This is a genomic window from Croceicoccus estronivorus, from assembly GCF_001625325.1.
Classification (GTDB): domain Bacteria; phylum Pseudomonadota; class Alphaproteobacteria; order Sphingomonadales; family Sphingomonadaceae; genus Caenibius; species Caenibius estronivorus.
Genome location: NZ_JRQQ01000001.1, coordinates 629,446 through 639,726, shown reverse-complemented (window position 1 = coordinate 639,726; position 10,281 = coordinate 629,446). Strand labels below are relative to the sequence as shown.

General features: G+C 59.9%; 8 protein-coding genes. All 8 read right to left on the bottom strand.

The window, feature by feature from the left end; all coding sequences use genetic code 11:
- Window positions 1–48: 48 nt before the first annotated feature.
- Window positions 49–1,707: an FAD-binding protein gene (locus tag MB02_RS03125; RefSeq protein ID WP_067532090.1), complete on the bottom strand. Its 1,659-nt coding sequence runs from the start codon at window positions 1,705–1,707 to the stop codon at window positions 49–51.
- A 102-nt stretch (window positions 1,708–1,809) separates the two neighbouring features.
- A complete protein-coding gene (locus MB02_RS03120; RefSeq protein ID WP_067532089.1) occupies window positions 1,810–4,134 on the bottom strand; it encodes a TonB-dependent receptor in 2,325 nt (774 codons plus the stop codon).
- A 301-nt stretch (window positions 4,135–4,435) separates the two neighbouring features.
- Window positions 4,436–4,801 (bottom strand): PaaI family thioesterase, encoded by a 366-nt coding sequence (locus MB02_RS03115; protein WP_067532086.1) that lies wholly within the window; start codon window positions 4,799–4,801, stop codon window positions 4,436–4,438.
- Window positions 4,802–4,815: 14 nt separating this feature from the next.
- Complete coding sequence (locus tag MB02_RS03110) at window positions 4,816–5,616, bottom strand: enoyl-CoA hydratase-related protein (RefSeq protein WP_067532085.1); 801 nt, start codon at window positions 5,614–5,616, stop codon at window positions 4,816–4,818.
- A complete protein-coding gene (locus tag MB02_RS03105) occupies window positions 5,613–6,629 on the bottom strand; it encodes an acyl-CoA dehydrogenase family protein (protein ID WP_067532083.1) in 1,017 nt (338 codons plus the stop codon). The genes MB02_RS03110 and MB02_RS03105 overlap by 4 nt, the downstream gene beginning before the upstream one ends.
- On the bottom strand, window positions 6,626–7,774 hold the full coding sequence (locus MB02_RS03100; protein WP_067532080.1) for an acyl-CoA dehydrogenase family protein: 1,149 nt from the start codon (window positions 7,772–7,774) through the stop codon (window positions 6,626–6,628). The genes MB02_RS03105 and MB02_RS03100 overlap by 4 nt, the downstream gene beginning before the upstream one ends.
- 28 nt (window positions 7,775–7,802) lie before the next feature.
- A complete protein-coding gene (locus tag MB02_RS03095; protein WP_067532079.1) occupies window positions 7,803–8,597 on the bottom strand; it encodes an enoyl-CoA hydratase/isomerase family protein in 795 nt (264 codons plus the stop codon).
- Window positions 8,594–10,246 (bottom strand): AMP-binding protein, encoded by a 1,653-nt coding sequence (locus tag MB02_RS03090; protein WP_067532078.1) that lies wholly within the window; start codon window positions 10,244–10,246, stop codon window positions 8,594–8,596. The genes MB02_RS03095 and MB02_RS03090 overlap by 4 nt, the downstream gene beginning before the upstream one ends.
- Between the last annotated feature and the right edge of the window lie 35 nt (window positions 10,247–10,281).

Sequence of the window (10,281 nt, the reverse complement as noted above, 5' to 3'; positions counted from 1 at the left end):
AAGGCAAATCTATCCGAACCGTCGTCGTCTTCTGAACGGCCTCCAGTCTCAGGCCGCTGCTGCGCGACCAGCTATCCGGCCGGAATAGATGCAATCGGCCAGAGAGATTCCGCTAACATACCGATGGGAGGAAACGCCCTTGGCGTTTTTTCCCGCTGCGTAGAGCTTCGGGATCGGCCGGGCGTTGGTATCGAGCGCCTGACCGGTCGTTTCGTCGACAACCAGGCCCCCCAGTGAAATGGACGGGCACAAATAGCGCTTGTTGCCGATCGAAATATCGACGGCATAGAATGGCGGTTTCACGATCTGGCCTGTGAAGTCGGGGCTCTTGCGGAAGCGGGGTGCTTCCAGACCCGCCGACGAACGGTTGTAGTGGTCGACAGAGGCTGCGAGCGCGCCCGGCTCCATACCGCATTTCATGGCCAGTTTTTCCAGCGTCGGGGCCTTGGCAGAACTCAGCAGAATGCCCATGATGGCAGGCGCGCCCTGCAGCCGGAACAGCTTGGCCTGGCCCGGCATCGCTTGCAGCAGGGCCTTCCGCCGCAATGTGCTGTCCAGGATTATATACGCCGTGCCCCCGGCATCCTGTGCGATGTGGTGGCCGATCTTCCCGCCATAGCAATCTTCTGCAACGAAGCGTTCCCCCTTGCCGTTCACGACGATCCCGGTGGCGAGTGCTGCAGGGGGCTGGAATTGCCGCCAGGCCGATATATGGTCCAGCCTGTCGGCCACGGCCCCGACGGATTGGCCCAGCCTGATACCGGAGCCGTCGCAGCCAATGCTCCCCAACGGAATGGCTCCGGCATATTCAGGGGCATGATGGCGAACCATCTCGCGGTTGTGGATGTAGCCTCCGGCGGTGAGAATGGCCGCCTTTCCGATCCTGATAGTCCTGGTCTGGCCATCGTGATCAGAAATAGCATTGGCTTTTCTTGCCAGTTTTGCGGCCAGTGCAGGAAACAGCAAGGTTACGGGATTGCCGAATTTCCTGTTGATCGCTTGCAGTTTCGATGCCGGACGGGATTTTTCATCGACCTGGTGTATCTCTATCCCCTCGATTTCTCCTGTCGGAGAGAGGATGAAGCGCCGTGCCTCGCTGAAGCGGCAGATTTGCAGGCCCTTCCTCAAGGCTTCTTCCAGAAGAGGGTCGAACAGCCGATGGCCGGTCAGGCCGTGGCCGAACGTGCGATGGCCACGTTGTGCGGGAACCGCATGATCGGCGTAATCTGCCTGTGCCTCATTGCCCGAGTAGTAAAGGAAGTGGCCGTTGCCGGGATAGGATGTCTTGACGGGAGAAAGCGTGCTGTCGAAGCGAACGCCGTGATCGGCCAGCCATTCGATCTGTTCGACACTGGTGTTGCAGAAGTTGCGTAGCGTTTCATCCGAAACGGAGTCCGCCACCTCTTGTTTGAGGTAGTTGTACATATTGTCGGGATCGTCCTGGACGCCCGCTTCCTGCTGATAGCGGGTGCCGCCGCCGGAATAGAAAACACCGCCCGACATGCGTGTGGCACCGCCACCGCCGAAACGATCGATGGCGATAACGCGTGCGCCTGCATCCAGCGCTTCGATGGCGGCACAAACGCCTGCGCCGCCGAGACCGATGATGACGATATCTGCTTCGGCGTCCCAGGAAACCGGGTCTGACGGATCGATTGTCAGCGGAGCCTCAACCCGTGAATTCCAGTTGGGATCTCCAGCCTGCATGGATGCTCTGCCCTTTTTCAGTGTGACGCAATGATTGGCAATGGATTGAGCCGGGGTTTGCCCCCAAGCAGCCGGGCAGAGCCCGGCTGCACCCCCGGCCCGTCAGAAATTGAACCGCGCCTGCACGGCTACGGTACGGCCCCGCATGATCTGAGCGGAATAGGAGCCCGCAGAAGCGACCACGTCGTTGGCGGAGCCAAGCACCTTCTCGTTGGTCAGGTTCTTGCCGATCAGGGACAGGCTCCAGGTGTCGTCGATATCCGTCAGGCTGAGGCGTGCGTCGATTTTCTGCCATGCACCCTGACGGGTCCGGGGATCCTTGTCGCCGATGACGTCATAGGCGCCGGAGAACGAATACATCACGTCGGTCGACAGCTTGAGCGCGTTGCTGATCGGCAGGTTGTAGCCGACCTTGACGTTGCCCGAATAGTTGGGAGCGAACGGTGGCGACTTGCCTGTCAGATCCTGCGCACAGCCGGTTTCCCCCGCCTCGGTTGCCTCGTATGCCTGCAGCACAGTGCATCCGCCATTGGGATAGTCTTTGTACTTCGCATCGAGGATGGCGATGTTACCACCCAGTTGGAAGCGGTCATTGGGCCGCCACAACATATCCGCTTCGAGACCCTGCGTCCGCAGGGCACCGACGTTGGTCACCGTGATGAATGCCGATGTGGCGGTGAACTGGGCCACCGACTGCTGCAGGTCCTTGTAGTCGCTCCGGAAAAGGGAGAGATTGAACGACAATGTACGGTCAAGCAGCAGGGACTTCATCCCGATTTCGTATGCCTTGACCGTCTCCGGAGCGAACGAAAGTCGATCCGGAATGCCGGTCAGCTCCACTGCGTCGAAGCCGCCGGCTTTGAAGCCTTCGCTGAACTTCGCGTAGAATGAGACATCGTCGATCGGCTCATAGCGCAACGATATCGACGGAAGGAAATCGTCATCCTTCACTGTGGCGGCGGTCGTATGTTCGTTGAAGCCCGTCAACAGCGCGGCCACTGGCTGCAAAGCGGTGGGAAGTGGCGTGACGGAGAAGCCGAACGGATCGTTTGCCGTGGCGTTGGTGGCCGACTGCACGCCAGTCTTCTTCGAACGGGTGTAACGCAGGCCGATTGTGCCGGAAAGGCGTTCGGTGAACGGGAAGGTCAATGAACCGAAAGCGGAGAAGGCCTTCTCCTGCTGGTCCAGTTGGATATCCCCGCTCAACGGTGCGTAGGGGGCCAGAACGTCCAGCGGCCCAGTCAGCAACACGGTCGAGAACGGGAAGTTCAATGTCGTGTCGATACGCACGTCGGAATCGAGGTAGTATGCGCCGACCATCCATTCGAGCTTGGAATCGGCAGGTGAGGTTACCCTGAATTCCATCGTCTTCTGGTCGAGATTTTCCAGAGTGTTGTAGGAAAAGAATTCCGCGGGAACATTGTCGGAGTCGGCCGAAAGCAGGAAGTCCTGCTTGGAATAGGATGCCTGCGCGACAATGCCCGGACCATCGAAGTTGTCCCGTTCGATCTTGAACAGGAATTCCGATGCCTCGATGTCCCCACGCTCGCCCGGCCCCGATGCGCGGCGATAGTCGAAATCCGCCTCTTGGTCCGTTGCCAATGCGTAAGCGCATGAAAACGTCGTGGAGGGGGAAAACGGCGCTGCTGGCGGGCAATCGATGAGCTGGAGGGCAAACGGCGCAGTCGAGTCCTGCTTGCCGTATTCAGCCTTGAACGAAGCGCGCCAATTGTCGGAGATCTTCAACAATGACGAGAAGCGGATGAACCGATCCTCAACGTCGGGATTCTTGTCGCCCGAGATCGTATTCTTGATATACCCCTGCAGGTGGGAATAGCGGCCCGCCACCCTGATTCCGAGCTTGTCCTGGATCACCGGACCGCCAACAGCGGCCTCTACGGCGGGCTCGTTTCCTACGAATTCATAGGAGGCCAGGCCATAGCCTTCCCACTGGTCGAGGCTGGGCTGCTTGGTCGTGACGCTGAACGCGCCGCCGATGGCGTTGTTGCCGAAATAGATCGTCTGCGGACCGCGCAGGACCTCGATGCGCTCGACATCGACGAGAGTGGACTGTGAATAGCGGGAACGGCCATGATAAACGCCGTCGACGAATGTTGCGACGGCTTGCTCATACCCGGCATTCGCGCCCGAGCCCACGCCACGGACATAGATGTTGTTCGATACCGAGTCCTTGGAGACGAAGACGTTCGGCATGCTGTCGGCAAGATCTTCGGCACCGCTGATCTGCTGATTCTTGATATCGTCGCCGGATACGACCTGAAGTGAAATCGGCACGTCCCGGATCGACTGTTCACGTTTTTGCGCAGTGACGACGATTTCATCGACCTGTCCGTACGCGGGCGACGCGAGCGCGGCGAGGACCAGAATCGTGGTGGACTGCAATAACGTTGACTTGACGCCCTTCATTTCGCTCTCCCTGATTTTGGACGGATTGTTCAAATTCCGTCTCAAAATTAGCCATCAAAAGTGGCCTGCTTAGTAAAACTGAATGGTCGGAAAAGCTGCTCGCGTTGCGCTCGCATTAATTTACTTTGATGGCCGTATCGCAGACATGACGAGAATGCCCGCGTCGCTGCAGGAATTCTTCTATGATATTAATAAATAAGGAAAAATTTTCGCCGTGCGTGCTGCTGTCCGGCACGTTCAAGATGGTGCCAGGGATGCGTGCACTTGCAGCCATGCCAGCCAATATTTGAATGGCTGTCGGCTAACTTTGCGGCATGAAGGTGGCTCGCCCCGAAGCGCAGCTTCGCCCTTTGTCATCCAGAACCATGCCCTCGATACGGCACAGGCTTCTGCCCTGTTGCCTGATCATGCCCCATGCCCGGACCCTTCCTGGCGATAGGGGGCGGAGGAAACTGGCAGTGAGTTCGATGGTCGGCAGATATGCGTCCTTGGGACGGCCATGCCTTGCAGCGCGCGACATCGCGATGTCCAGCAGGCTGAGGATCACGCCGCCATGGACGAACCCCTGCTCGTGCACGTGATGTTCGCCGGCTTCGAGTTCGATCCAGTAACGGCCTTCTTCGAAGCCGGAGAAGGTTACATTGAGAAGGGAGTTGAAGCCGGTCATGGTTGCGGATGCGCTTATTTGCGCAATTGCTCAATCATTGCCGCGATCGCTTCATGGTGTTCCTCGGTGGTGTGGCACAAGCTCTGGAGGCTGGCGCAATAGTCGAGGAAATCGGGCAGGCCCATCCGTTGGCCCGAGCGCAGCAGACGCTTTGAAATGCGCAGCGCATCGCGCGGTTTTGCAGCAAATTGCCGAGCCAGATCTTCGCAGCGAGGCATCAGGTCATCCGGTGGGCAGACTTCCATCAGGAGGCCGATCTCCACCGCTTCGTCCGCTTCGACGATCCTGCCGGAAAAGGTCAGTTCCGCCGCGCGTTGGGCGCCGACGGCACGGGGCAGAAACCATGCGCCGCCATCGCCGGGAAGAATACCGAGGTTTACGAAGGTTTCGCCCATCTTCGCCTTTTGGGACCCGATGCGAATGTCGCACATGCAGGCTAGGTCCATCCCGGCGCCGATTGCCGCGCCATTGATGGCGGCGATGGTCGGTACCTCCACATCATGCATGGCGCGTGCCATCCGCTGGATACCGCTGCGGTAATCCTGCTGCATTTCCATGGGAGTGCCACCAAACATGCCCTTGCGGTCCTGCATGTCATAGACATTGCCTCCGGCCGAAAAGGCGGAGCCGTTGCCGGTAAGCACAAGGGTTGCGACATCGCGACAGGCATTGGCCCATTCGCAGACAGTAACGATTTCATCCGCCAGCTTCGTACCGGTCAGTGCGTTGCGGACATCGTGGCGATTGAAGCGCAGGATGGCGACGCCATCCTCAAGCGTAAGCGCAGCATCGACGACTTCAGGTAATCCGGTCATGACTCGCCCCGTGAAACGATCGTGTCCCAAGGGGATCGACCGTTGAATGACAACATAAAGTTTCCGAGCATTTTAGCCCAATATCTGTCGTTACCGAACTCGCTCCGCCACGCCCAGAGCCGTTGGGTGAAGCGATGAAGGTCATGTTCCTCGGTTATGCCGATCGCTCCATGCACTTGGTGGGCGATCAGAGCGCTCTTTCCCGTCGCCTGATTGGCGCGCAGCTTGGCACAGGCAATTTCGAATTCGGCATCCCCGCTGTCTCGCGCGGCGGCCGCCGACGAAGAGGCGCAAGCCACAGCTGCGGCTTCTTCCGCGAGGAGAGCAATCTGATGCTGGATGGCTTGGAACTTCCTGAGCTCGCGGCCGAACTGGCTGCGTTCCTGCGCGTAATTCACGCATTGTTCGAGGGAGCGGGCCAGAGCGCCGCCAATCTGCGCTGCTCGCAAGAGCGCGCCAGCGTGCATGATGGTGTCCCCCAGACCGCTTTCACTGACGATCACGTCGCAGCGGGCATTTTCGAAAGTGAACGCGGTACGTGGTTCGCCAGCAAGATTGAGCCTTTCTTCGCCATGGCTGGCGAGAGACGGGTCGATCAGAACGCAAGCCCCTGTGGTACTTTGCGTGACGCAGGCGACCATCTGGCAGCCCGCCAAGCTGCTGGACAAGGAACGGATCGTCCCGCTGAAACTTGCCGCGTCGATGTCGCCCTGGCCGCGCCCGAGAGTGAGAGGGCCTGTCGGCGCCTTTATCCCTGCTTCGCTGAGCAGCTTGCGCGCGATCATCGTTTCGCCCACCGGCAGTTCGATCGCGTGATACCCACTTAGCTGGAACACGATTTCCGCGTCGCTCCAGCTGCCTTCCATGCCACCCTCGGTTTCAGGCAGAAACAGGGCCGGAATACCGAGCTCCTCGATACTGCGCCAGGCTTCGTCCGGGCTTGGGCGGGATGCGGCGATGTCGGCAAACAGGCGGTCGACGCTCTGCGCCAGGATGTCGGAGTGGTCGCTCATCGCAGGCCAATCTCTCTTGCAATGATACCGCGCAGAATCTCACGCGTTCCCCCGCGGAGGGAGAAGATGGGCGAGAAAAGCAGCAGATATTCCATGACCTCCAGCAGGTCTTTACGCTCGGGTGCATCACTGCTGTCGTCGATCGTGGCCTGAACGAGGGCGGGCAGATCCTGTTCCAGCGTCGCCCCCAGATCCTTGACGATCGCGGCTTCGATTGTCGGGTTGTCACCCGTGCCGATGCTGTGGGAGACGGAGACCGACATCTGCCGCAAGGTCCACAGCCGCGCTGTCAGTTCACCGACCAGCTGTTCGATCGCCGGATCGTGACGCCCGCGGTGTGAGAGGACCAGTTCCTCATACAGCCGGTAACTGCTCAGATAACGTTCCGGCCCGCTCCGCTCCAACGCCAGCTCGGCATTGACCTGAGCCCAGCCTGCGCCCGGCTGACCGACCACCATGTCGTCAGCGACGAAAACATTATCGAAGTGAACTTCCCCGAAGTGCCGTTCCGACTGGTGATCCATGATCGTATTGCGGGTTACGCCTTCGGCATTGAGATCGATGATGAGCTGGCTCATCCCGCCGTGCCGCGTTTCACTGGCTTTTTCCGTCCGCACCAGTGCGATCATCTGATGGGCTTCGGCGATATTGGTGGTCCAGAGCTTGGCACCGTTCACAGTCCATCCGCCATCGACCCGCTCGGCAGTGGTCCGGATCGCCGCCAGGTCAGAACCCGCGTTCGGTTCGCTCATACCGATGCAGAAATACACTTCCCCGGCGGCGATTCCGGGCAGGAATGCCGCCTTTGCCGCAGGCGAACCGTAATTGAGGATCAAAGGGCCGCTCTGCCGGTCGGCAATCCAGTGCGCCCCTACCGGGGCCCCTGCCGTCAGCAGTTCCTCGATCACGATATAGCGGTCGCTGGCCGGTCGTTCGTGCCCGCCATATTCTTTCGGCCATGTCATGCCGATCCAGCCCTGGGCACCCAGCTTCCGGCTGAATGCCGGGTCGCAGCCGAACCAGGATTTCGCCCGCTCGACAGGAGTGATGGCGCCCAGTTCCTCGGTGAGGAAAGTTCGTACTTCCTGGCGGAGCGCCTGGCTGCCCGGTGGCAGTGTCACCGGTGAAAGGTTGAATCGATGCACAGTCGGTAATGTCCCCGGAATGAAGGTCTCAGCGGCCAGTGAACCGGGGTTTCTCCTTACGCTGGAAAGCTTCAAGTGCAATCCTGTGGTCGTCCAGCAATTGGGTCACGTTTTCAAAGGCTGCTGCGCGATCGATGATGGCATTGGCGGTGACCTTGAGGCCAGCATTGATGGCCGCTTTTGTCCACTTGATCGAATGCGTTGCGCCACTGGCGAGGTGCTCTGCCATCTTGGCCACCTTGTCGTCCAGCTCGTCTGCCGGAACCACTTCCGTGATGAGGCCCATTTCGGCCGCTGCCCCTGCGCGGATAGCTTCACCGGTCAGGAGATAGCGACGGGCCCGGGCATAGCCGATCAACTGAGGCCACATGACCGCACCACCGTCGCCAGCGACAAGCCCGATCGAGACGTGCGGATCGGCGAAGACGGAACGCTCGCTGGCATAGACGAAGTCGCAATATAGCGCGAGCGAACAGCCAAGGCCGATGGCGGGGCCATCGACTTTGGCAATGATCGGCTTTTCAAGATCGAGGATCGAATTCTGGATCCGGCGATCGCGGCGGATGCCGACGCTGGTGGCGACGGGGTCGCCGTGCATGTTCAGCAGCCAGTTGAGATCGCCGCCCGCGCAGAATGCGCCGCCCGAGCCGGTCAAAATAACGACGTCGACATCTTCATCGGCGTCCACATCATCGAAGATGCGGGAAAATTCCTCGTGCAGCCGCTGGTTGAGCGCGTTCTTCGCCTCTGGACGGTTGATCGTGATGGTCAGGATCTTTCCGGCCCGCTCAATCGCAAGATCTTTGTAGTTATCGTAGTTCATGCCTTGGCATCCTTGTTTTCGTTGATGGCGTGAGCTGCGAGCCCGAGCCGTTCGGTCATTGTTTCCTGAAGGATGAATTTCTGGATTTTTCCGGAGGGCGTCATGGGAAAGTCTTCAACGAATTCGACGTATTCGGGCACTTTCCAGCGCGAAATCCGTTCGGAACACCACTGGCGAATGGCATCTCCGGATGGGCGGTGTCCGGGCAGCAGGCGCACCACGGCGCATGCCACTTCTCCATACTTTGCATCGGGCACGGCAATGACGGAGACATCCCCGATCGCTTCGTGCTCCTTCATGTATGTCTCGATCTCGACAGGGGACAGGTTCTCGCCCCCGCGGATGATCATTTCCTTCTTGCGCCCGGCAATGGCGATGAAGCCTGCGGCATCCATCCGGGCAAGGTCGCCTGACGCGATCCAGGCATCGACGTCCGGTGCCTGGCCATCCTCGTCATTGCCATAGCCGGTCATGGCCCCTGGCCCCTTGTAGAACAGCTGGCCGACCTCGCCGAGCGGAACCGGCTTTCCCGCATCGTCCCTGATCGAGATGCTGACACCCACAAGCGGTTTGCCGCTCGTTTCGGTCTTCTTCTCCACGCTGTCCTCAAATCGTGTCGTGGCCGTCACGCCGCAGGTTTCGGTCTGGCCGTAACAATTGATCACGTCGGCCCCGAAAACACTCTGGCAGCGATGGAGCAGGTCGCGCGTTACGGGGGCGCCGCCCACGATGATGGATTCCATCGCGGCAAAGTCCCTGTGCGCGACGGTGGGATCTTCGAGCATGGCGATCAGCATCGTCGGCACCCCGATGAAGGACGTGCAGCGTTCCCGTTCGAGAATATCGAGCGTGATTGTCGGCTTGAAGATGTGGAGAGGCAGGAGGGTGGCGCCGTTGAGACATGCGCCCGGCACGGAATTGCCCGAACCGCCCACATGGAAAAGGGGAAATCCGGGGCACACACGGCTATGTTCATCCAGGCCCCAGCGACGATACGAATTGCGCCCCGTCGTGGTGATCGCCTGATGCGACAGCCGCACCGCCTTCGGCACGCCCGTGGTGCCCGATGTGTACTGGATCATGAAGGTCCGGGCGGGATCTATGTCTATTGGGGCAAGTTTCTCGGGCGAGTGCCGCAGCAGGTCCGTCCAGATGCTCGAAAAGGAATGGACATGACGCAGTGCGGGCGTATCGGCGCGGACCTGTTCGATCGTTTCGGAGGGCACATGCGCACCGATCGTGTCTGCATGGAAGATTCCGGCGCAGGCGGAATCCTGCAGCACGAATTCCAGCTCGCTCTGGCGGTATAGCGGGTTGAGCGCGACGATGACGAGCCCGGCTTTCGCTATCGCGTATTCCAGCAGGATCCATTCCGGATGATTGGGGCCCCACACGGCGATCCTTTCGCCTGGCCGGTATCCCGTCTCGACCAAGGCCGCGGCCAGCCTGACGGCCAAGGCATCGAGTTCGGCATAGGTCCAGGAGACGTCGCCAACAGAGGGCTGATGGCGATAGACAACGGCTTCGCGTTCGCCCCATTTGCGAGCGGCCCGTTCAAGCGCCGCTCCCATCGTCAATTGGGTCGAGTGCGCATCGCGCTCGTCAGCCGGGGCGAGCACTTCGGAAATCGTTGGATCGGGTCTGTGCACGCTCTTGTTCTTGTTCGCCTGTGAGAATTTGCGAC